General features: G+C 36.3%; 21 protein-coding genes and 1 riboswitch. Of the genes, 11 read left to right on the top strand and 10 right to left on the bottom strand.

Features of this window, described 5'->3' with window-relative positions; genetic code table 11:
- Positions 1-93 precede the first annotated feature (93 nt).
- Positions 94-201, bottom strand: a riboswitch (TPP riboswitch).
- Positions 202-260: 59 nt separating this feature from the next.
- The 6 genes from ACOZBY_RS03275 to ACOZBY_RS03250 all read right to left on the bottom strand — a co-directional run bounded on the left by ACOZBY_RS03275 (position 261) and on the right by ACOZBY_RS03250 (position 6,276).
- A complete protein-coding gene (locus ACOZBY_RS03275; protein ID WP_422761488.1) occupies positions 261-1,457 on the bottom strand; it encodes an MFS transporter in 1,197 nt (398 codons plus the stop codon).
- Positions 1,458-1,946: 489 nt separating this feature from the next.
- Positions 1,947-3,020 carry an ABC transporter substrate-binding protein gene (locus tag ACOZBY_RS03270; RefSeq protein ID WP_422761486.1) on the bottom strand — a complete coding sequence of 358 codons (1,074 nt, stop codon included), beginning with the start codon at positions 3,018-3,020 and terminating at the stop codon, positions 1,947-1,949.
- Positions 3,017-3,814: an ABC transporter permease gene (locus tag ACOZBY_RS03265; RefSeq protein ID WP_036160896.1), complete on the bottom strand. Its 798-nt coding sequence runs from the start codon at positions 3,812-3,814 to the stop codon at positions 3,017-3,019. Before ACOZBY_RS03265 ends, ACOZBY_RS03270 begins: the two co-directional genes overlap by 4 nt.
- Entirely contained in the window at positions 3,811-4,620 is an 810-nt protein-coding gene (locus tag ACOZBY_RS03260; protein ID WP_031418839.1) for an ABC transporter permease, read from the bottom strand. Before ACOZBY_RS03260 ends, ACOZBY_RS03265 begins: the two co-directional genes overlap by 4 nt.
- The gene (locus ACOZBY_RS03255) at positions 4,610-5,716 is read right to left on the bottom strand and encodes an ABC transporter ATP-binding protein (RefSeq protein WP_031418840.1); all 1,107 of its coding nucleotides are present in this window, start codon (positions 5,714-5,716) and stop codon (positions 4,610-4,612) included. The genes ACOZBY_RS03260 and ACOZBY_RS03255 overlap by 11 nt, the downstream gene beginning before the upstream one ends.
- A gap of 17 nt (positions 5,717-5,733) precedes the next feature.
- Entirely contained in the window at positions 5,734-6,276 is a 543-nt protein-coding gene (locus ACOZBY_RS03250) for a helix-turn-helix domain-containing protein (protein WP_422761483.1), read from the bottom strand.
- A 406-nt stretch (positions 6,277-6,682) separates the two neighbouring features.
- On the opposite strand from ACOZBY_RS03250, the gene ACOZBY_RS03245 reads away from it, so the two are divergent.
- The 7 genes from ACOZBY_RS03245 to ACOZBY_RS03215 all read left to right on the top strand — a co-directional run bounded on the left by ACOZBY_RS03245 (position 6,683) and on the right by ACOZBY_RS03215 (position 12,007).
- Positions 6,683-7,225 (top strand): peroxiredoxin, encoded by a 543-nt coding sequence (locus ACOZBY_RS03245; protein ID WP_004224676.1) that lies wholly within the window; start codon positions 6,683-6,685, stop codon positions 7,223-7,225.
- A 179-nt stretch (positions 7,226-7,404) separates the two neighbouring features.
- Positions 7,405-7,860: a TlpA family protein disulfide reductase gene (locus ACOZBY_RS03240; protein ID WP_012293064.1), complete on the top strand. Its 456-nt coding sequence runs from the start codon at positions 7,405-7,407 to the stop codon at positions 7,858-7,860.
- Between the two features lie 153 nt (positions 7,861-8,013).
- On the top strand, positions 8,014-8,676 hold the full coding sequence (locus ACOZBY_RS03235; protein ID WP_031418843.1) for a potassium channel family protein: 663 nt from the start codon (positions 8,014-8,016) through the stop codon (positions 8,674-8,676).
- Positions 8,677-8,682: 6 nt separating this feature from the next.
- Complete coding sequence (locus tag ACOZBY_RS03230) at positions 8,683-9,162, top strand: hypothetical protein (protein ID WP_099805024.1); 480 nt, start codon at positions 8,683-8,685, stop codon at positions 9,160-9,162.
- 133 nt (positions 9,163-9,295) lie between these two features.
- Positions 9,296-10,399 carry a GNAT family N-acetyltransferase gene (locus ACOZBY_RS03225; RefSeq protein ID WP_036160900.1) on the top strand — a complete coding sequence of 368 codons (1,104 nt, stop codon included), beginning with the start codon at positions 9,296-9,298 and terminating at the stop codon, positions 10,397-10,399.
- Positions 10,400-10,525: 126 nt separating this feature from the next.
- Positions 10,526-11,020 (top strand): GNAT family N-acetyltransferase, encoded by a 495-nt coding sequence (locus tag ACOZBY_RS03220; protein ID WP_012293068.1) that lies wholly within the window; start codon positions 10,526-10,528, stop codon positions 11,018-11,020.
- Positions 11,021-11,035: 15 nt separating this feature from the next.
- Positions 11,036-12,007 (top strand): S66 family peptidase, encoded by a 972-nt coding sequence (locus ACOZBY_RS03215; protein WP_422761479.1) that lies wholly within the window; start codon positions 11,036-11,038, stop codon positions 12,005-12,007.
- A gap of 35 nt (positions 12,008-12,042) precedes the next feature.
- Here ACOZBY_RS03215 and ACOZBY_RS03210 read toward each other — a convergent pair whose 3' ends face one another.
- From ACOZBY_RS03210 to ACOZBY_RS03200, 3 genes are all read right to left on the bottom strand, one after another.
- A complete protein-coding gene (locus ACOZBY_RS03210) occupies positions 12,043-12,588 on the bottom strand; it encodes a GNAT family N-acetyltransferase (protein WP_012293070.1) in 546 nt (181 codons plus the stop codon).
- A gap of 136 nt (positions 12,589-12,724) precedes the next feature.
- Complete coding sequence (locus tag ACOZBY_RS03205; RefSeq protein ID WP_012293071.1) at positions 12,725-12,928, bottom strand: hypothetical protein; 204 nt, start codon at positions 12,926-12,928, stop codon at positions 12,725-12,727.
- A 134-nt stretch (positions 12,929-13,062) separates the two neighbouring features.
- Entirely contained in the window at positions 13,063-14,325 is a 1,263-nt protein-coding gene (locus ACOZBY_RS03200) for a dicarboxylate/amino acid:cation symporter (RefSeq protein ID WP_031418848.1), read from the bottom strand.
- 402 nt (positions 14,326-14,727) lie between these two features.
- Here ACOZBY_RS03200 and ACOZBY_RS03195 point away from each other — a divergent pair, with 402 nt between their 5' ends.
- From ACOZBY_RS03195 to mprF, 3 genes are all read left to right on the top strand, one after another.
- Positions 14,728-16,329: an ATP-binding protein gene (locus tag ACOZBY_RS03195; protein ID WP_036160903.1), complete on the top strand. Its 1,602-nt coding sequence runs from the start codon at positions 14,728-14,730 to the stop codon at positions 16,327-16,329.
- Complete coding sequence (locus ACOZBY_RS03190) at positions 16,330-17,037, top strand: response regulator (protein ID WP_031418850.1); 708 nt, start codon at positions 16,330-16,332, stop codon at positions 17,035-17,037.
- Between the two features lie 300 nt (positions 17,038-17,337).
- Positions 17,338-19,860, top strand: a complete 2,523-nt coding sequence (gene mprF / locus ACOZBY_RS03185; protein ID WP_031418851.1) for a bifunctional lysylphosphatidylglycerol flippase/synthetase MprF — start codon at positions 17,338-17,340, stop codon at positions 19,858-19,860.
- A 233-nt stretch (positions 19,861-20,093) separates the two neighbouring features.
- Here mprF and ACOZBY_RS03180 read toward each other — a convergent pair whose 3' ends face one another.
- Positions 20,094-21,329, bottom strand: coding sequence for an MFS transporter (locus ACOZBY_RS03180; RefSeq protein WP_422761476.1), 1,236 nt, complete (start codon positions 21,327-21,329; stop codon positions 20,094-20,096).
- Between the two features lie 540 nt (positions 21,330-21,869).
- Between ACOZBY_RS03180 and ACOZBY_RS03175 the strand changes: the two genes are divergently transcribed.
- Entirely contained in the window at positions 21,870-23,438 is a 1,569-nt protein-coding gene (locus tag ACOZBY_RS03175; protein ID WP_036167317.1) for a glycoside hydrolase family 10 protein, read from the top strand.
- Positions 23,439-23,454: the final 16 nt, after the last annotated feature.

Genomic DNA, 23,454 nt, shown 5'->3' with positions numbered 1-23,454 from the left:
TTAGGTGTACTCCTTTTCATTTTAGCCACTAGGAAAATGAAAAAAGCCGCTTCCTTCAAACGACAGGAAGCGGCCTTGCTTATACACTGAAAATAGCAAGAAGCGCCACTTCCCTCCGCTAGTATGAACTAGATCAGGTTCGAAGGGTCCGTATATAACCATATACGTCTCAGCCTTTAGAAGACTCCCCTAGTGGTAAGTATTTTTCTATTTTTTAGAAGTGTAACATACTTCAATAAATAGTCAATAAGAGTTACCTATTAATGTGAATCTGGATGCATAAGCTGAGGCGCCTTTTTCAATGTCCAAATCAGGGCAAGGAAGAAGCAAGCTAATAAGATAATGGCACCAAAAATATAAGGACTGTTCATATTCCAGTCAAATAAAAAACCAGCCAAAGCGGGTCCAATCATATTTCCTAGACTCATATAGGCATTATTCAAGCCGGCTGCGAATCCTTGCTCTTTTTCTGCAAGTTTTGATATGAGAGTATTAACAGCTGGACGAATCAACGTTGTCGCCGTAGAGAAGATGGTTGCAACAACTAATATTAGTGCAAAACCAGAAACAAATAATATTAAGAAAATAGCAACGGCCGCAATAAATAAATTGACCAAAACTACTTTCATTTCACCAAACCGTTTAAAGAGTGGCGTAATAATAAACATTTGTACAATTACCCCAAACGCACCACCAACAACTAAAATGATGGCAATATCGCCAGGTGAGTAATTAAATTTCTCTGTCACAAATAGTGATAAGGTCGTTTGGAAGTTAGCAATCCCAAATGAGAATACCATCATAATAATTAACATAACAAAATAAGGCATATGTACAGAGCGAGCCATCTGTTTTACCAGATTATCTTGCTTTTGACTATTTTGCGCAGTATTTGGCTTTGTAGATGGTAATAAAAAGTAAGATAAAATAGCCGCTAAAATGGCGGCAGCTCCCGCCATGAAAAATGGAAAATGTAAGCTAACCTTTGCAAGGAAACCACCAATTCCAGGGCCAATCATAAAGCCGAAAGACATAGCAGCTCCTAACAAACTCATTCCTTTTCCGCGTTCTTCATAAGTTGTCACGTCTGCTACAAAAGCCATAATAGGAGGTGCTACAAATGCAGAGCCAAGGCCACCTAAAAAACGTGCTAAAAAGAGCATCCATACATCTGTAGAAAGGCCAAAACCGATTTGTGCAAGTCCTGTTAGTATAAGACCGAAAATAATTAAATTTTTCCGCCCATACTGGTCCGAAAGATTCCCAGCAATTGGAGAAAATACGAATTGTGCTAAGGCGAACGTTGCAATAAGCATGCCTAGAACTTGTCCTGCTGCTCCAAATATTCTTAAATATTCAGGCATTACAGGAATAATAATTCCAATACTCCCCATTGCGATAAACATGTTAAACATTAAAATATACAAAGCCGCCTTATTGGACTTCTGCTGGGTCATCGACAAGCCCCCCTTTTTGTAATCAAATATAGTACAGTCTATCATAAAGAATTATGGCTGGCTAATAGTTGAGATTGCTGTAACTGGTTCGATATGTAGAATGATTTTCCAGAAAAGCTTTTATCTCATAAAAATTCGGGGTGTGGAGTGAGGAGAGAGAATTGCTTTTTCTAGAGACTTGAAGTAGGGAGAGTAAAAAACTAGTGAAAATAAATAATTGCGTTTGCCATTACCTATAACCGTGTAGATGAAAGTTAAAGATGAAGTTATAATGCGCAGGTGTCGTACGACGTAGATTCAAGGTCTTTTTATGGATAAAGAAAAACTAAAGATTGCTGGCATCTTGAAAAAATTGATGATACCTAGACGAAGTGGGATTGTATGATCGACAACTGGTTACTAGTAGAATTTCTTTCTAAATATAGCGATACAAATGAATGCTTAAATAAAAAAGGCGAATTGGTTTGTAGACCAATTCGCTCTTATAAATTATCGAATACTCATTTTAAATTCTAAAAACAGTTCATTATATTTTCCTAAGTAATCTGGACCTAAGTTTTTGTATACCTCTAAGGTATCACGTTGGTCCTCAGATGGGTAGTAGCGTTCATCTGAAACTACTTCTGGGTCCATTAAGTCCATCGCAGCAATATTTGGCGTTGAATAGCCAACATAATCGGCATTTTGAGCACCGGATTCTGCACTTAGCATAAAATTGATGAAGGCATGTGCACCATCAATATTTTTCGATGTTTTGGGAATAACCATATTATCGAACCATAGATTGGAGCCCTCTTCAGGAACAGCAAAGTCCAACTCTTCATTTTCAAACATCATGTCTGCTGCCTGACCAGACCAAGTGAGGGCTACTGTTGCTTCATTATTAATCATTAATGGTGTAATTTCATCCCCAATGATCGCTTTTACGTTGGGCGCAAGTGTAATCAATTTGTCAGTTGCTTCCCGTAGTTCATTGTTTTCCAATGAATTCAAGGAGTGTCCAAGACTATTTAACCCCATCCCAATCACTTCACGGGCACCGTCTACTAAAAATACTTTTCTTTTTAATGAAGGATCCCATAAATCGTCCCAAGAAGAGAAATCTAAATTTCCAACTAGTTTTGGATTATAGACAATCCCTACTGTTCCCCAAAAGTAAGGAACTGAATATTGATTGTTATCATCGAATGGTAAGTCTAAAAAGTAAGGGTCGATATTTTTTAAATTCGGTATTTTTGCTTTGTCTAAAGGAATCAATAAATTATCTTCCTTCATTTTTTCAATCATATACTCAGAAGGAACAGCAATATCGTAAGCTGTACCACCTTGCTGTATTTTTGTCATCATAGCTTCATTAGAGTCAAATGTTTCATAGATGACATGAATACCTGTTTCTTTTTCAAATTCCTTCAATAGATCAGGGTCAATATACTCTCCCCAGTTAAAAATGGTTAAAGTGTCTTTTCCACTTTTACCGCCACCTGCACTTAAGGCGTCAGCAGCATAGAATAAAAGGGCAGAAACAACAAGGATAGCGATGGTCGCTTGAATTAATGACTTCATTGTTGTCCCTCCGTTCTTTTGCTTGTACGACTTGTAATGAAGTAATAACCAACCACAACGATAACGGTTACAAAGAATACTAATCCAGAAATAGCGTTAACTGTGAGAGATATTCCTGCGCGAGCCATCGAGTAGATTTCTACCGATAATGTACTGAAGCCATTGCCGGTTACGAAAAATGTCACAGCAAAATCATCTAATGAATACGTAAGAGCTAGGAAGAAGCCTGCAAAAATACCTGGCTGAATATACGGTAAAATGACACGCATCATAACATCCTTTTTGGTTGCTCCTAAATCTAACGCTGCATCAATTAGTGATTTATTCATTTCTAACAATTTAGGTAAAACCATTAACACTACAATCGGTACACTAAACGCTACGTGTGCTAATAATACTGAAGCAAAGCCTAATTTAATGCCAACCATTGTAAATAGAATTAAAAAGCTTGCCCCAATGATGACATCTGGACTGACAATTAAAACATTGTTTAGGGACAATAATGTATTACGCATTTTTGAATCTTTGACAGTGACAATACCAATTGCTCCTAATGTTCCAATAATAGTAGAAATTAAAGCAGATAGTAATGCTACGATAACAGTATTGATTAAAATAACAAGTAGCCTTGAATCTTCAAAAACAGCCTGATAATGCTCTAAAGTAAAGGACTCAAAGTTATTCATGGAGCCACCACTATTGAACGAATAAAAGATTAAATAGAAAATGGGTGCATACAGAACGACAAAAACAATCGTTAAATAGACTTTGGCTGATGCAGAGAGTTTGTTCATCGTACGCGACCTCCTTTATCTTTTTGTCCCGTAACAAGCATAATGATGACCATAAATAAAATTAAGAACACGGCAATAGTTGAACCCATCCCCCAATTTTGTGTCACAAGGAATTGCTGCTCAATCGCTGTACCAAGCGTGATAACACGATTTCCTGCAATTAAGCGAGTAATCATGAAAAGTGATAGAGCAGGGATGAAGACAACCTGAATACCTGATTTAACACCATCCATTGTCAATGGTAAAACAACGCGACGGAACGTTGTAAAGGCAGATGCGCCTAAATCACGAGATGCATAAATAAGTGTCGGATTTAAACGATCTAAAGAATTAAATATCGGTAAAATCATAAACGGAATAAAAATGTACACGGATACAAAAACAAAGCTAATATCCGTAAAAAGCATTTGCTTTGGATCAAAGCCAAACACTTCGATAAATGCATTAATTGGCCCGTATAAACCAAAGATGCCGATAAAGGCATATGTTTTTAACAATAAATTAATCCATGAAGGAATAATAATGAGCAGTAACCAAAGCTGCTTATGTTTCGTTTTTGTTAAAAAGTAAGCAGTTGGATATGAAATTAATAATGTAAATAATGTAATTAAAAATGCATACCAAAACGAGCTTAATGTCATTTTTAAGTAAACAGAAGTGAAGAACGCTTTATAATTATCGAGCGTAAAATTGCCATGTAAATCGAGTAGGGAATAATAAACAACGAGTGCAATCGGCGCGATAACAAAAAAGGCGATCCATAAAACATATGGAAATAACGCTGATTTTGATGGCTTAGTTTGCATCTTCGTCGTCTCCGTAGGATTCTAATCGTTTATCGAACTCTTCCTCTGTTTCATTTAAACGCATTACATGAATGGACTCTGGATCAAAGTCTAAGCCGATTTCTGTCCCTACTTCAGCTTTTTTCAACGAATGGACTAGCCATTCATTGCCATCTTTATCATACGTAGATAGCTCATAATGGACGCCACGGAATAATTGTGTATCTACTTTTACTACAAGCTTCCCTTTATCTATAGTTGTCATTTCTAAATCCTCTGGGCGTATAACAATATCAATTTTCTCATTTGGTTTCATACCTTGGTCAACACATTCGAAAATCTTACCAGCAAATTCAACCTTAAAATCTTCAATCATGACACCGGGTACTATATTGGATTCACCAATGAAATCTGCCACGAAGCGATTAATAGGTTCATCATAGATATCTACTGGTGTACCAGATTGTTGAATTTGCCCTTCACTTAAGACGAAAATTTCATCACTCATAGCAAGTGCTTCTTCCTGATCGTGAGTAACGAAAACAAAGGTCTTGCCAAGACGTTGCTGTAATTCACGCAATTCGTATTGCATTTCTGTACGTAATTTTAAGTCTAATGCAGAAAGTGGTTCATCCAGTAAAATTACTTCAGGGTCGTTAACGATGGCACGCGCAATTGCTACACGCTGACGTTGACCACCAGACATTTCGGAGATTTCACGATTGCCATAGCCTGCTAAATTGACAAATTTTAATGCCTCCGCCACACGTTCTTTTATTTCCTTTTCAGGTAACTTCTTGATACGTAGTCCGAATGCGACATTTTCAAATACATTTAAATGAGGAAACAGCGCATAATCTTGAAAAACAGTATTCACCTGACGTTCATTGGCAGGAACAGAATTTATTTTTTTATCATGGAAAAACACATCCCCAGTTGTAGGTTCTGTGAAACCAGCAATAATTCGTAAAATGGTTGTTTTTCCACAACCAGATGGGCCAAGGAGAGTATAAAATTTGCCCTTTTCTAGTTCCAAGTTGATATTCTTTAAGACGACTGTTCCGTCACTATAAGACTTGGATACATTTTCAAAACGTATAATAGAATTCATTGTCATTGATGCGCCTCCTTAAGCTATAAATATGAATCCGTTGCAACGAGTAAAATTTTCGTCTCAGCAGCATGGGCATTAAAAATTTGATGATGGTCTGTCGCGTCAAAATAAAGAGCATTGCCTTCACTAGCGATATATTGTTCATTCCCTAAAACGAGACGAATACGCCCCTTAACTACATAAATAAATGTTTCTGATAGTGATGGCTCAAATTGCTTGAATTCGCCATTGGCTTCAAATGTTAAGAAAATGGGCTCCATTTCTTTTTCGTTGGATGTTGGAATGAGCCATTGAATTTCGTATTTTTTCTCTTCATCTGTAAAGATGGACTGATCTTCCTTCGTATAAACTACCTTTTGTTCAGGTGATTCATCATCAAAAAATTCCTTGGGTGTGGACCCTAACACTTCTAATATTGAAAAAAGTGTTTCAATAGAAGGTGAATTCAAATCACGCTCTAATTGGGAAATATAGCCCTTACTTAAATCTGTACGTTCTCCAAGTTCCTCTTGGGTAAGACCTTTTTTTAAACGAAGCGCTTTAATTTTTGCTCCTATTTGCATCTTTTCCCTCCTAGAAGAAGTTTAGCAATCATAAACTTTTGAAATATGAAGTTTACTTTAACGAAACTTTTAGTTTACTAAAACCATTACAATTATACATAATAAATAAAAATTTGCAATCGTTATTTATGAAAAAAATCGCTGTAAAATGTTAAAAAAAGAGTCATAAATGTAGTGGAGAAAAAAATTGTATAAAGAAGAATATAATTGTTAAAAATAGCTAATAAATAGGATGTAGCAGAAATTCCAATTTCGGATTTGACAATTTTTTGTCGCCTTATTTCAATCGTGTAATTGGGCGGAGCTTACTTGTTTGAAAAACTACGTTTACTCTGCTATCGTAGAAGACGAGTTCGCTTGTGCGAATGGAATATATAAACTACATATTTATTCGGAGGGATTTATTATGGCAGAACGCATGGTAGGTAAACAAGCACCTGACTTTACAATGGAAGCAGTACTTTCAGACAAATCATTTGGTAAAGTATCATTAGAAGATATTAAAGCACAAGATAAATGGACAGTACTTTTCTTCTATCCAATGGACTTCACATTTGTATGTCCAACAGAAATCACTGCAATGAGTGATCGTTATGACGAGTTCGAAGACTTAGATGCAGAAGTAATTGGTGTTTCTACTGATACAATCCACACTCACTTAGCATGGATTAATACAGACCGTACTCAAAATGGTCTAGGTGAATTAAAATACCCATTAGCTGCGGATACAAACCATCAAGTATCAAAAGAGTATGGTGTGTTAATTGAAGAAGAAGGTATCGCGCTACGTGGTTTATTCATCATTAATCCAGAAGGTGAATTAAAATACCAAACAGTATTCGATAATAATATCGGCCGTGATGTTGATGAAACATTACGTGTACTTCAAGCACTACAAACTGGCGGTCTTTGCCCAGCAAACTGGCGTCCAGGTCAAGCAACTCTATAAGAGCATAGAGTTGAGTCATGCTGTAACAAAAAAAGAGTCCCCACGACATGTTTGTGGGGACTTTTAAGTGAAGTGGCGAGTGCTAATTTACTTTATCTTAGATGGCAATAGAGTTTGGGGAGGAGTTTTAACCAAATCTTAAGCATCTAAAGAAAATGATCTATTAGAGGAGGATTTTTATGAAACTTCGTGAACAAATGCCTGAACTAGTTGGCGCAACAACTTGGTTAAATGGCGAAGTAACAAAAGCGGAACTAGTAGGCAAAAAACCAACATTAATTCATTTCTGGTCAGTAAGCTGTCATTTATGTAAAGAAGCTATGCCTGATGTTAATAATTTCCGTGATCAATATAAAGATGAACTAAATGTTGTAGCAGTACATATGCCGCGTTCTGAAGCTGATACTGATTTAGAGACAATTAAGGCAGTAGCGGCTGAGCATGATATTTCGCAACCAATCTTTGTGGATAGCGAAATGAAATTAACAGATGCTTTTGAAAACCAATATGTACCTGCTTATTTTGTGTTTGATAAAGATGGTCAACTGCGTCATATGCAAGCTGGTGGTAGTGGTATGAAAATGTTAGAAAAACGTGTAAATCGCGTACTAGATGAAATGCGTAACGCTGAATAATTATAGTAGGTGATGACGGGGATGAAGGTCCTCGTCTTTTTTTATGTTTGGAGGGTTGTCCAACAATGACGAATCGCGTCTTGTTTTGACAATACATATCACAAAGAATACGCTACAATGATGGTATAGTAGTTTTCGGAGGGATTTTTTATGATGAAAAAAGAGTTTGCGGTCATTGGGCTTGGACGTTTTGGGGGAAGTATTGTTCGTGAATTAATGAGTCAGGGTGCTCAAGTGATGGCAATTGACCATTCCTCAGAGCGTGTAGACGAATTTGCTTCTATTGCGACACAAGCTGTCATTGCAGATTCAACAGATGAATCGGTCCTAAATTCATTAGGTATCCGTAATTTTGAACATGTGATTGTAGCCATTGGGGAAGATATTCAAGCAAGTATTTTAACAACCATTATTTTAAAAGAAATTGGTGTTGAGCAAATTACAGTAAAGGCTCAAAATGATTACCATGAAAAAGTATTGCGTAAAATTGGTGCTGACTTTGTAGTCCATCCTGAAAGAGATATGGGTATTCGTATTGCTAATAATATGCTATCGAATACAGTACTAGATTACTTAGAGCTTTCAGATGAACACTCTATTATGGAATTAAAGGCGAATGATGCCATTGCGGGATATTCTATTATGGATTTAGATATTCGAGCAAAATATGGTATTAACATTGTAGGGCTTAAGCGTGGTGCTGATATTATTGTATCACCACAGGCAAGTGATAAGATTTTATTGGGAGATATTATGCTTGTAATCGGTGCTGACGTTGATATAAATCGTTTTGTCAAAAAGGCATTGAATGGGTAATTGTCCATGACTAAACGAAGATGGAGACTTATTATATTTGCAGCTATTTTACTGATTGGTATTTTTGTTATGCAGTCTCGTGAAAAAAATGAGAAGGAATCGATTTCTCTTATTTTAGATCAAGCCGCCAAAATTGATTCAATTGAAATATTTCAAGGGGAACAACCTGTATTTCGAGCAATCGACGGCGAGGCGAAAAACTTCGTCGAGAAATACCCATTAAGTCATGTAAAGAAGCTTTCTAAAAAAGAACGAACATTCTTTGAAGAAGAGCCAGCCTATCATATTGTTTATAAAATAAAGGACAAGCCGCTTTATGAAGTGGACATTTTAAAGGTAGCGATTAGCTCTGAACTAAGCGAAGAATTACAACAAATGGTTTTTCCTATCGGTGACGGTCACTATATGATTTATTGGACTCAAGAGAAAAAAGCTTTAGAACAATCAACCAATACTCAGCGTTTACTGGAGACATATCAACATTAATGAAGGTAGTGACACAGCATGTCCGGCTGGTCACTATTTTTTTATTTGTATGTATGTGTTGTTTGGAAAAAATTGTTTGATTTCAGTATGGTAGTTCGATTAAACTTTGACATAAAGAAGGGGGTAAAAATATATGAAGTTTATGTCTAATCGATGTGTGATCGAACGTATACAACCAGAACACTTCATAGATATTCAGGGGCTCTACACAAATGAAAGCGTCAGAGAGTATCTTGGAGGAGTTCCACAAAAAAACTATATTGAAGCTTCTTTTCGAGGCATGCTAGAGGCACCATTTCCTAATACATATTTTTATATTTCATTAAAGAAGACGGGGGAATTTATAGGCCTTGTATCCATTGATGAGTATCATGAGCAAGAGATGTATGAACTTTCCTATCAATTTTTACCTCAGTATTGGGGGAGGGGGTTAGCATTCGAAGTGTTAACACAAGTGATAGAGGAAGGTTTGAAGTATTTAAATATCTCTTCTATCGTGGCAGAGACACAAACTGTTAATCATGCATCCTGTCGCCTACTCGAAAAGCTAGGGATGAAAAAAGTACAGGTACTTGAAAGATTTGGTCGAGAGCAAGCAGTCTATGAATTTAAAAAAACGAGTGCTGTCACTAGACAAATCGTTGCCATATCAGGCGGAGGATTTTCTCAGCAAATACCTTCCTTTATTGACCATTATATTTTGAGTCAAATTAAGACAAATGAACGTATCAAAATTTGTTTTATTCCAACAGCAAGTAATGATGCACAGGGGTATATCGACAAATTTTATTCAGCATTTACACATTGTGACGCTACTCATATTTTGCAAAAGGACATGAATGACATACAAATTCGAGAAAAAATATTGGCACAGGATATTATCTATGTAGGTGGGGGAAATACCAAGCTTCTTTTAGATAAATGGCATGCCTATCAGTTCGGGGAGTTATTGAAGGAAGCTTATAAAAGCGGTGTTATTTTAGCTGGCATTAGTGCTGGGGCAATGTGTTGGTTTGACAAATGCTTTAGTGAAAATCAAAACAATCATTATGAGGAATACAACGGGCTAGGGATATTATCAGGAACATTTTGTCCACATTATGATGATCCAGAACGAAGCATGCTATTTAATAGCTGGCTAAAAAATAATGCAACATTGCAGGCATATATGCTGAATGATGCAGAGACGCTTCATTTTAACAATGAAAAATTAGTTGCTAAAATCCAATGCTATTAAAAGGGAAGGAAATTATGGTCAGGTCAAACATGCTAAAGCTTTAAAAGCAGAGATAGGGGGTTTTAGATAAACATATATTTATTTTCTAATGGATAAAGACAAAAAATAGGAAGTGAGGTTCTTGACATGCTAATACGAGAAGCAACAAGAAATGATAGTGCTCAAATTATAGCTGTTATGAAAAATGCGGAAGCATCTAATTTGATGTTATTTGGTCCTGGCGAACGAAAAATGGCGCCTGAGCCGTTTGCAAATTATTTAGAAAAGCTAAATCATAGCCGTCATTCAGCCTTATTCGTAGCTGAAATAGATGATACGGTGGTCGCATATTTAATTGCACAAGGTAATGAAGCATCCAGAATTGCTCATCGTGCCTATCTTGTCATTGGCATCCAAAGTAATTATAGAGGCAGAAAAATTGGAACAGCCTTATTTAATCATGTAGAAAAATGGGCAAAAGATAATAGTATTCATCGTCTCGAGTTAACCGTGATGGAAAATAATGAAGCTGGAATTGCTTTATATAAGAAAATGGGCTTTGATATTGAGGGAATGAAACGGGATTCCTTGTATGTGGATGGACAATATATCAATGAGTATTACATGTCAAAACTTGTATAAGAAAAGGAGTAGGAGATGACTACTATCGGTATTTTTTCACCGTCCTCTCCAGCGACGGTTTCTGCGTCAAAACGTTTTGAGCGTGCGAAAGCATTTCTAGAAGAGAGAAATTTTCATATTGTAGATGGTTCTCTTACTGGCAAATCCGATTATTATCGCTCGGGCTCACCTAAAAAACGAGCAGAAGAATTAAATGAATTACTTTGCAATCCAAGGGTGGATATTATTATGTCTACGATTGGAGGTACCAATTCCAATAGTATGCTACCTTATATTGATTATGAGGCTTTCCAACGAAACCCAAAAATCATTATAGGCTACTCTGATGCAACAGCTATTCTACTGGCGCTTTATGCGAAGACAGGTATCTCAACATTTTATGGTCCAGCGTTCGTGCCTTCCTTTGGCGAGTTTGAGCCATTAGTCAACGATACATACAAATTTTTTGAGGCGTATTTCTTGCAACCCCAAGTGCTTCCTTATGAAATACAAAAGCCCCCTTACTGGTCAGATGAGCCAGTCAATTGGCTAGAGAAAACAGTGGAGAAAAAGTTAATCATAAATGAATGGATAACCGTCCGAGAGGGAGTTGTAGAAGGGAGGCTAATTGGGGGAAATGTTAATGCCATGTATGGTTTTATTGGTACGCCTTATTTCCCAGTAATTGCTGAAGGCGACATTTTATTAATAGAAGATTGTATGAAAAATGCGGCGATTGTGGAAAAGAATTTTGCGATGCTCAAATTGCACGGTATTTTGGACAAAATCAGTGGAATTATTTTGGGCAAGCATGAATGTTATGATGATCTAGGGACCGGACGCCAGCCTTCCGATATATTACTTGAACAATTGGACGGTATAATGATGCCTATTTTGGCTGAAGTGGATATTTGTCATACACAGCCTATGCATCCGATAGCAATTGGTAAACGAGTGAGGCTAGATGCTACAGCTAGAAAGATTTATTGTATCGAACAATGGTTATAGTACAAAGCCTTGCTAATTTGGCAAGGCTTTATTTGTTATGGGTTCCTTGCATCATCATCAGTTATAGCGTACATTTTCACATTTTTATATTGACCCTTGACGAACATACTTTTGCGTAACAGCCCTTCAATTTGCATTCCAGATTTCTCCATTACCTTTTGAGAGCTTATGTTTTCTTCAAAGCATCTCGCTTGAATACGTACGAGCTTTAATTCCTGAAATCCAAAGTCAATCAGCTTTTTTGTGGCTTCCGTTGTCATTCCTTTATTCCAATAATCCTCCGAAAGAACAAAACCGATTTCCCCACATTTATGGGTGTTATCAACTGTAACAAAGTCAATTGTCCCAATTAGAGTCCCTGAATATTCAATTCCCCAAAGTAAATGATTGCCTTGCTCGTACCCATTTAAAATGAACGTCAAAAAAGCTTTAGTATCCTCTATACTTGTATGGGCATGCCATGTTACATAACGGGCTACGCTTTCTCGAGAAGTATAATCGAACATAGCCTCGACATCCTGCTGTGTAACAGGTCTTAAAAGTAGTCTTTCTGTTTTCAAAATGGGTACATTATATTTCATGTAATCCCCTCCTTTAACATTATTGTATACAAAAAAGCTGACCTCAGAATGAATGGGGCCAACTTTTTATAAAGGGGAGATGGGTGAATACACATACACATCATCTGTGGACACATCTTCTATGCGTAATCTCATTTTACGGATAGCGTTTATCGGTTGCAGAGGAGTCCTTTGTTTTCGTTTTATGCTGTTCATCTTTGACTTTTTCATTTAGTTCTTCGACAGGTATAGGATCAACGGTTTTCATATCCTCATGTTTATCAAAAATACTTTCCTTCCCTGTATCCAACACATCAGGATTGTTTGTATAGCGCGTTTTTGATTGCTTTTTATTAGTCATTTATAATCACCTCTTACTATACACTTTCACCATTTTACTAGAGTTTAAACATAATCGTTTTCCATAGTCTACCCTTGAAAAAAAACATAAGAAGGGCAGTGAAACAGCCGTGGCTGTCATCACTACCCTTTTTCTTAGGATACTATAGTGGCCTTTCCTTGAAGGGCACGTTCTTCCATCGTGACATCAAATTCTTTTTCGGATTTCGATACTACCACACAAGCAACGCCATTACCAATTAAATTTGTAACAGCACGAGCCTCTGACATAAAACGATCGACACCAATTAAAAGTGCTATTCCTTCCACTGGTATCATTGGGAAAGCAGCTAAAGTCGCTGCTAATGTAATAAATCCTGATCCGGTTACACCCGCTGCACCTTTAGAAGTAATCATTAAAATTCCGAGTAATGTAATGATTTGAATCCAAGTTAGGTCCATCCCGTATGCTTGTGCAATAAACAGGGCTGCCATTGATAGATAAATAGAAGTCCCATCTAGATTGAATGAATACCCAGTAGGAACGACTAAACCTACAACCTGCTTTGAGCAGCCATAATTCTCTAGCTTTCGCATCATAGATGGTAGAGCTGATTCAGAGGAGGATGTCCCAATTACTAAGAAAATTTCATCTTTGATGTAAGCAATAAATTTAAAAATATTGAATCCAAAAAACTTTGCAATGCCACCTAAAATAAAGACAACAAATAAAAACATTGTAATATATACGGCAGCCATTAATAGACCTAGATTACCTAAGGATTTTAATCCAAAGTTCCCAATTGTATAGGCCATTGCACCAAAAGCTCCAATTGGTGATATTTTCATCACCATACTGACAATCTTGAAGAAGATTTCTGCTACTTGCTCAAAGAATGTGATGACTGGTTTTGCAGGTGCTCCGATTGAGGCAGCTGCTAAGCCAAATAAAATAGCAGAGAATAGGACTGGTAATAGTTGACCAGTTGCCAATGCACCCACTACATTTTCAGGAATAATACTAGAAATAAATGCACCCAAGCCTTGCTCAGATTCAGCCGCAGCAGTTGTATATTTCGAAATATCAGCATCAGACGCACCTGATGTATCTAATCCAGTACCAGGACTTACAATTAAAGCAACAGCAATTCCGATTGCTAAGGCAATTGTGGAAACTATCTCGAAGTAAAGTAATGCCTTACCTCCGATTTTCCCAACCTTTTTCATATCCCCCATACTGCCAATTCCAATAACAACTGTTAGGAAGATAATTGGGGCAATTAACATTTTAATTAATTTAATGAATAGATCTGCTAAGATTTTTAAACTAGCACCGAACTCGGGGAAAATGGCACCAACAATAATCCCAAGGATGATAGCCACAATAACCTGAACAGTTAAATTTTTCAGTATCCTCATTTTTTGCTACCTCTTTTCTAAATTTTCTCTTTGATATCGCTTTCACTAGAATCATCATAGCGAATACTTCTTAAAAAAAGAGATTTAGAAAATAAGAAACATAACGTTCATTAAGTACATTTTCTTACATTCACATATAAATATAGTAATATCAATAACTATCTCTGTTATGGTACGCTAAAGTTAATCTATTATTGTTATAATACAAAAACATAAAATAAAAAAAGAGTTCATTGTAAATGGTCGAATTATAATATTGTTCATTAAATTCAATATTTTCTGCTATTTATATAGACTAAAGGTGTTGTCAAAAGAATTTTTTGCAGATAATCTTAAAACCATATCGTAAATATGTGTGCCACTACTAATGAGAATGCGAATTTGAAAGGAAGGATTTATTGAATGATGAAAATGCCTGTAAACGGCAAAATACTGTTAATGACATTTTTAATCATTGCACTCTCCTTTTTACTAGGTGGTATTTTTGTACTCGGTAACTTATTATCTGAACAGGAAAAAGATTACGGTCAGCGAGCAATGCTTGTAGCACGAACTGTATCGAATGTACCAGAGTTAAGTGTGCATTTGAACAATGACAATATAAAAGAATCCGCCAAAAATATTAATAAAATTGTAGATGGCATTAGAGTGATTAATAAGGCAGAGTATATTGTTGTGATGAATATGGATCGTATTAAACTATCTCATCCAGTAAGTAAGGAATTAGGACAGCGCAGTGAGTCGCAGGATTTAAATGCGGCATTTAGTGAGCATTATTATGTTTCGAAGGCACGTGGAGAATCAGGTGTCATGATACGGGCTTTTGTCCCCATTATTAATGACAAAAGGGAGCAAGTGGGCATTGTAGTAGTTGGCTATTCATTACCAACACTGCTAGAAATGCTACAAAGCTATGAGCGAGAAATTATGATAACTATTGTTATCTCACTGATTTTCAGTATTTTTGGTGCATATACACTTGGACGGCATATAAAAAAACAAATGTTTGGGCTAGAACCTCATGAAATTGCCAAAATGTATGTGGAAAGAACAGAAACCTTTAATGCTATGCATGAGGGAATAATAGCCGTTGATAAGGAGATGAATATAACGATTTTTAATGAGAAAGCAGCTGATATTTTAGGTGTTACTCGGAAAATAGAGGACTGTATTGGACAAAAGATTTATGATGTTTTGCCGGATACTCGCCTGCCTGAAATTGTTGAAACAGCAACTCCTGTTTATGATCAAGAGCTTTACATTAATCATCATAGTATCTTAAGTAATCGTGTCCCCATTATTGTGAATGGCGAGCTAGTTGGGGCAGTTGCTATGTTTAAAGATTTAACAGCTGTGAAGAAGCTTGCAGAGGAAGTGACAGGTGTAAAGGCCTTTGTTCAAGCATTACGTGTGCAAACCCATGAGCATAAAAATAAAATTCATACGATTGCAGGACTATTACAACTGGGACACACAAAGCAAGCACTTGAATATGTTACAGTCACCACTGAAAATGAAGCATCATTGACGAAGTTCTTAAACGAACGCTTTCATAATGAAAATATTTCAGGTTTGTTATTAAGTAAAGTAAGTTATGGAAAAGAACTGGGTATCGAGGTTGAGATTGATCAGAAAAGTCATTTTAAACGCTTTCCTCCTCTATTAGATCATCATGATTTTGTTGTGTTACTCGGCAATTTAATTGAAAATGCTTTTGAGGCTTTGAATGTCCTTTCTAAAGAAGATAAATATGTAGCCATCTCTGTAGACGAGCATGATGGAGTCTTAGCGATAGCAGTTTCTGATAATGGGATTGGCATGTCCAAAGAGGTACAGGATCGTATGTTTGAAAATGGATTTTCTTCAAAGGCTGCTGAAAATCGGGGCATTGGCTTGCATCTAGTCTATGAAATTATAAGAAAAGGCAACGGAGATATAGAAGTAGTGAGTGAATTTATGAAAGGAACAAGTTTCTTAATTTTATTTGAGTTAGGAGAAGTATAGATGGATGTAATAAATGTCTTATTAATTGAAGATGATCCAATGGTACGAGAAGTGAACAGGCAATTTATTGAGCAAATCAAAGGTTTTTCTTTAGTCGGCTATGCTAGTAATGGTATTGAGGGAATTCAAAAAATTAAACAATTAACCCCAGAGCTTGTCTTTATAGACATTTTTATGCCAGAGCAAGATGGCATTATTACGTTAGGGAAAATTCGAGAGGAGCATCTTCCGGTCGATGTTATCGCTGTAACTGCTGCGAATGATATGCCCACTGTGCAGCGTATTTTACACTTAGGTGTATATGATTATATTATGAAGCCTTTTACATTTGAGCGGATTGAGCAAACATTAAAAAATTATCGAAGCTACAGAAAAAAAATAAGCGGTATGCAGGATTTAACCCAGCATGATGTGGATCATTTAATGCAGCAACGTCTCCCTGAGCAAGTTGTTATTACAACAGCAGGAACGGAGGCAATTACTATAGAGGAGCTACCAAAGGGGTTTAATCGAGCTACGTTAGATAAAGTGTTTGCCTATATTCAAACAAGTGGTGGGGCAGTATCTGCCGAGGAGGTTTCTACTTATATAGGTACAGCACGTGTTACAGCTAGACGTTATCTTGATTTCTTAGAAAAGCAAAGTCTATTAAAAGTAGATATACAATATGGAAGTGTAGGACGTCCTATTCATCGTTACTATATCTAATCATTAGTTATGTTAGATTTATCGGTTGTATGGTCATTCACTTTACTGTATGCGACTCTAAAAAATTAGAGCCAATAATGGTCATTTTTATGTCTCTAATTATAGAGGGATGAAAATGGCCCTTTTGATGTTGGTTAGTTAGGAGTATAAAATTGTTCTATATAGTTTATTTATTAATGAATAGTAGTACCTTACTTTGACAATACATATAGCAAAGAATACGTTACAATATGGAAATAGTCTGTTACCTTAAATAGGTAATAGAAAGTTTAGTTAGATTATGGGAAGTAGGTTTGGCATATGTTTACCGTTCGAAAAGAGGCACTGTTGAAATTATTAAAAATTATTTTCCCAATAATACTTTTGGGGATAGCTATTTATGAAATTCAACAAACAGTGAGTGGGATAGATGTTCATTTACTACAAAAAGAAGTGAATGAGCTTCAGCTATGGGAGCTTTTATTGATCTTTCTAATCACCTTTTTAGCGATTACCCCAATGATTTTTTACGATGTTATTTTAGCAAACATCTTACGTATCAAGATTAATAAACGTAATCTGCTCAATCATTCATTTATTGTTAATACCTTTTCAAACCTCATTGGCTTTGGGGGATTAGTTGGTATATTTTTACGCGATTATTTTTATACCAAATATAAAGAAGATCAAGAAGGCATGATGCGAAGTATTGCTTCGGTCACACTGTTTTATTTAACCGGAATTTCCTTGTTAACGTGGATTATGTATATATTCTTTTGGGATTTCCCGTTGCTTAAAGAAGAACGATGGTTATCGATTGCCGTAGTTCTTGTCAGCCTATATGTACCAGCTTTTTTGGCGATGTATATAATTCGCTATAAAAAGGAAAGTTCTTTAACACCAAAAATATCAGTTCAATTGATGATCACTTCAGTAGCTGAGTGGCTTGCCGTATTTTTTGTGATCTGGGCTTTAACGTTTATTTTGAAGATTCCAATAGAATTATCTACATTAATTCCCATTTTTTTAATTGCTTCTAGCGCAGGAATAGTCAGTATGATACCTGGCGGTGTTGGCTCCTTTGATCTCGTTTTTTTATGGGGAACACAAAGTATTGGAATTGCTGATGAAAAGGTGTTGTTTCTATTAATATTGTATCGAGTGGGCTATTTTGTTCTACCATTTTTAGTTTCTGTACTCTTATTTATTAAAGAATATTGGATGCGGTGGAATCAATCTTGGGATGACTTACCTAATATTATTTTTCAGAAACTAAGCCATACGCTATTAACCATATTGGTGTTTATATCTGGCATTATTTTATTGCTATCTGCAGCTTTGCCAGGGATACTAAGTCGTCTAAAAATTGCTCAGGAGTTTTTATCCTCGCCCATTATGAATGTATCCCATCAATTGACTGTGGCAGCGGGCTTTATACTGTTAGGGTTATGTAGGGGAATCAAATACAAGGTAAAAAGGGCCTACCAGCTCGCTATTGTTGTGCTAAGTAGTTCGGCGCTATTTTCAATTTTTAAAGGTTTTGATTATGAGGAAGCCATTTTTTTAGTCATTGTCGCAGTGTTATTAATGGTGTCAAAAAAGCAGTTTTATCGAGAAAGTTATGTTTTGACATGGGGAATTGTCATTATTGATTTTGCTGTAGTAACTGTTATTACAGCGATGTATGTGGTAATTGGCTACGTTAATTTGCCCTCTGCCAAAATTCATTTTCCTAGTGCCCTACAAGACTATATGATAACTGATTATCAGGACCTCTTTAATAGTGCGATTATCGGTATTCTGATCGCCATTGTTATTTTTTATATAGGCTATTTTATATGTACACCTAAGAAAATGGTCAAACTTTTATCTCATGAACAAGAGGAAGCTATTAAAAATCATTTGATGTCCTATCAAGGGACGGAGTATTCACATTTAATTTTTTTACATGATAAATTTGTACATTGGAATGAAAAAGGAACAGTTTTATTCTCTTATCAAATTTATGCAGATAAGATTATCGTTCTTGGAGATCCGGTTGGTAATGAATCTGATTTTTTATCTGCTATCCAGGAATTTTTGGAAATGGCTGATCGTTATGGCTATACACCTGTATTTTACGAAATTAACAATAAAATTTTCTCCGCCTTACACGAGTATGGATATAGTTTCTTTAAGCTTGGTGAGGAAGCCTTTGTAGATTTAGATAAATTTACATTTACAGGAAAAGAAATGAAGGGTAGCCGAGCAATCAGAAATAAGTTTGAACGTGAAAATTATATAGTGGAAATAATGAGTCCACCTTATTCTCAGGAAGTCATGAAGGAATTGAAAGAGGTATCAGCAAAATGGTTGCAGGGAAGGGCAGAGAAGGGTTTTTCACTTGGTTTTTTTGATGAACATTATTTAAGTACTTCAAATATTGCTGTTTTACGTGGTGCTCAAGGAACGTTTGGCTTTGCTAGTATTATGCCCATGTATGATCAAGGGGAAAGGGTTTCTGTTGATCTTATGCGCTTTAAGCCTGGCTCACCATCTGGAACAATGGATTTCATTTTCCTATCACTATTTGAATGGGCAAAATCGGAAGGTTATCGTGTCTTTAATATGGGGATGTCTCCTTTATCCAACGTCGGACAATCTAGATATTCCTTTTTAAGTGAAAAAATAGCTGCGCAAATCTTTCTACATGGACAGCATTTTTATCATTTTAAAGGATTAAAAAACTTCAAGTTAAAATATGCAGATTTTTGGGTACCCAAATATGTAGCGTATCGGAAGAAATCATCATTACCATTCACGATGGCACAAATCACATTGTTAATCGGTAGCAAGAGAAAATAGTGCCCCTTTAAAATTTCAGAAACAAAACAGTCAGCTGTGTGTTGGCTGTTTTGTTATTTTCATCTGTTAGTCGTTTATTCACTTTCAGCAGGCAAAAGCCTTTTCAATAAGTTTTGTTAGAAGAAAAATGATGATAATTAAAAAAGCCCTGCATGGTGACAGGACTTTCTTAACATCGAGGAAGGTGCTTTGCAGCAGGTTTGCAAACGTCAGTTGATTAACTAGAAGGATGTTTAAACATCTTTATGCTCAGCAGTAGGTCTTCCAGCCTGTAATAAGACTTTACTGCCCAGTAGGAAAAATCCTTGGATAAATAAGAGGATTCCTGTACCAATAAGTAGCCACTCGATAACAATAATGTCTGCAATCGGACCGAAAATAAGCATACCTAAAGGCATCATAGAGGTAGATATCATACTAAGAATGCCAAATACTCTTCCCATATAATCACTATTCACTTTTTCTTGTAATAATACCGTTGCGGGTGTATTAAAGATTGGCATAGCTATTCCAGTAACTGTCATGATTATGAGATACAGCCAAAAAACAGGAATGACTCCTAGAGCCATTGTACAAAGACCAAATAATAAAGCAGATAATGTCATCGTATGCACTTTATTTTTAAAGCCACCCCATGTTGCGATTGCGATACCACCAATTAACATCCCAATGGCAAAGGCCATCTCGATAGCAGTCAAGCGCCAGACATCATTACCAAAGCTACGAGTAACTTGCAAAGGTGTTAAAAAGGCAGCAGGGGCAGCGAGCAACATGAAAAAGGCAAAGAACAAGAATAAATGTTTCAAGAAAGCATGCTCTTTAATGTAGATAAAGCCTTGTTTCATATCACTAAAATAACTTGTTGTTTGTGGCTGATTAGCTTTCGCATGTGCAGGAATATGCAGAAATAATAAGAAAATAGCAATAGCAATAGCAGCTGTTGTCACATCAATAAAGAAAATAGACTCGATTGAAGCCATCGTTAATAATGCTCCACTTGCCATAGGTGCAAGAATCATGATAAAAGCTTGAATACTACTATTCGCTCCATTAACTTTCATTAAATGCTCTTCAGGTACAAATTGCGGTAAAATAGCGCCCACAGCTGGTGTTTGAATACCTGCACCAACTGCACGTACCGCCGATATGACAAACAATAGCCAGAGTTCATCATAGCCGGTTAAAAATAAAATGGCTAAAAAGAGCGTAGATAAGGCGATCATGCCATCCGCCAAGATAATAAGCCATTTTCGGTTATAACGATCTGCCCAGACACCAGCAATAGGCGCTAGGAAGAAGGTTGGTAAAAAGCCACAAATAATCGCAATGGTCATCATGCTGCCTGATTGCGTTGTAAGCGTGATATACCATGTAATGGCATATTGCACAAGAGCAGAGCCAAAAAGTGAAATCGTCTGACTACTTAAAAAAAGTATTGTATTACGTTTCCAATGTTCCAATTTCGTCATCCCTTTCTAACAGTAATGCCTGTGTGGAAAGTAAAAAGACAACAAAAAAGAGGGGAGTAGAAGTCCCCTCTTTTCCAGTATTCCTAAAACAGACTAGACCTAATTCCATTTCCTTGCACAGCAGGCAAAGTGTACACATATTTAATTAGTAATGTGAAATCGTAGTCTAATTGAAGCTGTCATTTGGAATACCCTCCGTTCTATATAAGTTGTGTTGATTGTAGCATACAGTTTATGACTGCGTAAAGAATGAATCAAACAAAAATTAGGTTAAATTATAAAATAAGGAAATTGTAACGGAATAATAATGAAGTGTAGGTCATCTGTGTTTTTTGGAGGGATTATAATGATACATATTTTGGCATTAACTAAAGCGCTTTTTAAATAGGGTTATAGAAACAAATGATTTTGTTTTAGTCATACGTAGTAATTCAAATTCCATGATTATTATTTGATCCAGTTAGTGAAGTTGCTTCAGGAACGTGCATATAGCGTGAACTTATCATATACTAAAATAGAAAAATAGCAAATGGAGGAAATATGAGAAAGAAAAATAGTAAATGGAAACTTATTGCTTTAGTCGCTATGATTTTGATGTTATGCCTATCAGCAATCCCTGCTAATACAGTGAAGGCAAGCACGACACAGCCGAAACGAGAAATGCGGGGTGTCTGGATTTCAACGGTTCTCAATCTTGATATGAAAGCAGGTATGAATAAGGAGCAGTACACGGCTTGGGCACGCCAAACATTGGATCAATTAAAAGCCAATAAATTCAATACTGTTATTTATCAAGTAAGACCAACAAATGATGCAATGTATGCATCTGAGTTAGCCCCATGGTCGTCCTACATAACAGGGAAAAAACAAGGTACAAACCCCGGTTACGATCCTCTTACGATACTAGTAGAGGAGTCACATAAACGAGGGATGGAACTGCATGCTTGGATGAATCCTTATCGTGTAACAATGTCTGGACAAAAGCTAACTGACCTTGCTCCCGATAATGTAGCTATAACACATCCAAACTGGGTTGTTAAATATGGCAAACAATATTATTTAAATCCTGGTTTACCTGAGGTGCAAGACTATTTAGTTGAAATAGTAAGAGAGCTAGTAGCCAATTATGATGTTGATGCCGTTCATATGGATGATTATTTTTATCCATATAAAATTGCAAATGAGGTTTTCCCAGATCAAGCAGCTTACAAAAAATATGGTGCTTCCTTTAACAAGGTAGAGGATTGGCGAAGAAATAATGTGAACAGGCTTGTTGAAAATCTTTATACAGCTATTAAAGAGACAAAGCCATATGTACAATTTGGTATTTCACCATTTGGTGTATGGCGTAATAAATCATTGGATAAAACAGGAAGTGATACACGAGCTGGTGTCAATAATTACGATGATTTATATGCAGACGTCAGAACATGGATTCAAAATGGCACGATTGATTATATTACCCCGCAAATTTACTGGTCAAGAACATTATCTGTTGCCAAATATGGGACATTGTTAGATTGGTGGAGCCATGAAGTACAAACATATGCAAAAACGCATCCTGTTCATCTATATATTGGATTGGCTGATTATAAAGTTGGCAATGACAGTGATGCTGCATGGAAAAATAAAATGGAATTGCCCAGTCAAATACTAGAAAATCGTTCAGAAAAAGTAGCAGCCGATGGGCAAATGCATTTCTCGTTAAGAAGTTTTCAAAGCAATAAATTAGGCTATGCAACAATTGTTAGTCAACAGCTATATAATTATACAGCAATGACACCAGAAACAATTTGGAATGATGACGCAGTGCCGAACAAACCGACTTATGTAGAAGTGACAAAGGAAACGGCAGGTCGTAAGATTGAAATTATTGACGATAATGAAACACAGCCACGTAAGTATGTTATATATCGTTTTAAAGGGAACAAAGAAGGTTCCTACCATGACCCTCAAAATATAGTGGATGTTGTATATAATAAGGATGGCATCACTCAATTTGTGGACAAGTCAGCTCTTGCTAAGCAAAACTATACATACGGCATTACGGCCGTTTCTGCTACAGGTGTAGAAAGCAAGGAAGCTTTTGTAGTGAAAGAGGTTCAATAAATAATAAAACAGCTAC

Origin of the sequence: Lysinibacillus sp. NPDC056220, from assembly GCF_049315265.1 — a bacterium.
Taxonomy (GTDB): Bacteria; Bacillota; Bacilli; order Bacillales_A; family Planococcaceae; genus Lysinibacillus; species Lysinibacillus pinottii.
Note: the sequence above shows the minus strand (reverse complement) of the source record. Positions and strands in the feature narration are given on the sequence as shown.

Bases quoted from the DNA above. Each gene is read 5' to 3' on its own strand.
- ACOZBY_RS03220 (WP_012293068.1), top strand. From the start codon at position 10,526: ATGCTAATACGAGAAGCAACAAGAAATGATAGTGCTCAAATTATAGCT.
- ACOZBY_RS03245 (WP_004224676.1), top strand. From the start codon at position 6,683: ATGGCAGAACGCATGGTAGGTAAACAAGCACCTGACTTTACAATGGAA.
- ACOZBY_RS03180 (WP_422761476.1), bottom strand. From the start codon at position 21,329: ATGACGAAATTGGAACATTGGAAACGTAATACAATACTTTTTTTAAGT.
- ACOZBY_RS03260 (WP_031418839.1), bottom strand. From the start codon at position 4,620: ATGCAAACTAAGCCATCAAAATCAGCGTTATTTCCATATGTTTTATGG.
- ACOZBY_RS03205 (WP_012293071.1), bottom strand. From the start codon at position 12,928: ATGACTAATAAAAAGCAATCAAAAACGCGCTATACAAACAATCCTGAT.
- ACOZBY_RS03195 (WP_036160903.1), top strand. From the start codon at position 14,728: ATGATGAAAATGCCTGTAAACGGCAAAATACTGTTAATGACATTTTTA.
- ACOZBY_RS03225 (WP_036160900.1), top strand. From the start codon at position 9,296: ATGAAGTTTATGTCTAATCGATGTGTGATCGAACGTATACAACCAGAA.
- ACOZBY_RS03215 (WP_422761479.1), top strand. From the start codon at position 11,036: ATGACTACTATCGGTATTTTTTCACCGTCCTCTCCAGCGACGGTTTCT.
- ACOZBY_RS03230 (WP_099805024.1), top strand. From the start codon at position 8,683: ATGACTAAACGAAGATGGAGACTTATTATATTTGCAGCTATTTTACTG.
- ACOZBY_RS03240 (WP_012293064.1), top strand. From the start codon at position 7,405: ATGAAACTTCGTGAACAAATGCCTGAACTAGTTGGCGCAACAACTTGG.
- ACOZBY_RS03200 (WP_031418848.1), bottom strand. From the start codon at position 14,325: ATGAGGATACTGAAAAATTTAACTGTTCAGGTTATTGTGGCTATCATC.
- ACOZBY_RS03175 (WP_036167317.1), top strand. From the start codon at position 21,870: ATGAGAAAGAAAAATAGTAAATGGAAACTTATTGCTTTAGTCGCTATG.
- mprF (WP_031418851.1), top strand. From the start codon at position 17,338: ATGTTTACCGTTCGAAAAGAGGCACTGTTGAAATTATTAAAAATTATT.
- ACOZBY_RS03270 (WP_422761486.1), bottom strand. From the start codon at position 3,020: ATGAAGTCATTAATTCAAGCGACCATCGCTATCCTTGTTGTTTCTGCC.
- ACOZBY_RS03235 (WP_031418843.1), top strand. From the start codon at position 8,014: ATGAAAAAAGAGTTTGCGGTCATTGGGCTTGGACGTTTTGGGGGAAGT.
- ACOZBY_RS03190 (WP_031418850.1), top strand. From the start codon at position 16,330: ATGGATGTAATAAATGTCTTATTAATTGAAGATGATCCAATGGTACGA.
- ACOZBY_RS03255 (WP_031418840.1), bottom strand. From the start codon at position 5,716: ATGACAATGAATTCTATTATACGTTTTGAAAATGTATCCAAGTCTTAT.
- ACOZBY_RS03250 (WP_422761483.1), bottom strand. From the start codon at position 6,276: ATGCAAATAGGAGCAAAAATTAAAGCGCTTCGTTTAAAAAAAGGTCTT.
- ACOZBY_RS03265 (WP_036160896.1), bottom strand. From the start codon at position 3,814: ATGAACAAACTCTCTGCATCAGCCAAAGTCTATTTAACGATTGTTTTT.
- ACOZBY_RS03275 (WP_422761488.1), bottom strand. From the start codon at position 1,457: ATGACCCAGCAGAAGTCCAATAAGGCGGCTTTGTATATTTTAATGTTT.
- ACOZBY_RS03210 (WP_012293070.1), bottom strand. From the start codon at position 12,588: ATGAAATATAATGTACCCATTTTGAAAACAGAAAGACTACTTTTAAGA.